1 pseudogene is annotated in these 791 nt (G+C 41.5%); it reads left to right on the plus strand.

Going from position 1 to position 791, the window contains the following annotated elements:
• Positions 1-231 precede the first annotated feature (231 nt).
• Positions 232-791 (plus strand): annotated as a pseudogene (locus J582_RS25450) (hypothetical protein); the annotation flags it as partial.

Consider the following 791-nt stretch of genomic DNA (forward strand, 5'->3'; position numbering starts at 1 on the left):
AGAAAGTAGGCAATAAAGTTTATACGCAGGACGGATCTTTCTGGGCCATTAAAAGTGAAACTAATACAAATCTTGAACTAGCATATGGAGTTGGTGGCAGCTACAAACTAATTAAAGATGATCAGAAAACCAATATGTCACCTGCCTGCAAGGCTAAATTAGATTAAAAAGCAGTATTCAATAACCCGACCAAGTGTCGGGTTTTTTATTGCCTAGAATTTGGAGAGTGAAATGCCTGAATCTGTAAGCCGATTGGTTATTGTGGTTGACGCCAAAGATGGCAAAAAAGAAGTCGATGCTTTAGATAAGTCTCTAGGTAATGCTGAGAAACAAGGCGATAAGACTGCAAAATCTATTAAAAATGTAGGTCAAGAGACAGGTAAAACTACTGATTTATTCTCCAAATTTAAGGAACAAATTAATTCATCTCTTGGCAATACACGCATTGGGTCTGTTATTGGTGATGTCACTGAAAAAGTTGCAGCTTTGCGTGGTGGCGCTTTGATGGCAGGTGCAGCACTTACAGGAATGGCGGTGGGTGGTGCAGCAGTAGCATTTGCTGGACTTTCTGCAATGGCAATTCAAGCCGCTAAAGCGGATGCTGAGATGATTGTTTTAGCAAATAGAGCAAACACTAGCACACAGAACTTTCAAATTCTTTCACATGCTGCTGAACAGCTTGGTATGTCACAAGATGGTTTGGCACAGTCATTAGCTGATGCACAAGAAAAGCTTGGTGAATTCACTGCTAGTGGTGGCGGAGGACTCATCCAGATTCCCGGCATCATGAG

This window comes from Acinetobacter sp. 1566109 (genome assembly GCF_000582255.1).
Classification (GTDB): Bacteria; Pseudomonadota; Gammaproteobacteria; order Pseudomonadales; family Moraxellaceae; genus Acinetobacter; species Acinetobacter nosocomialis.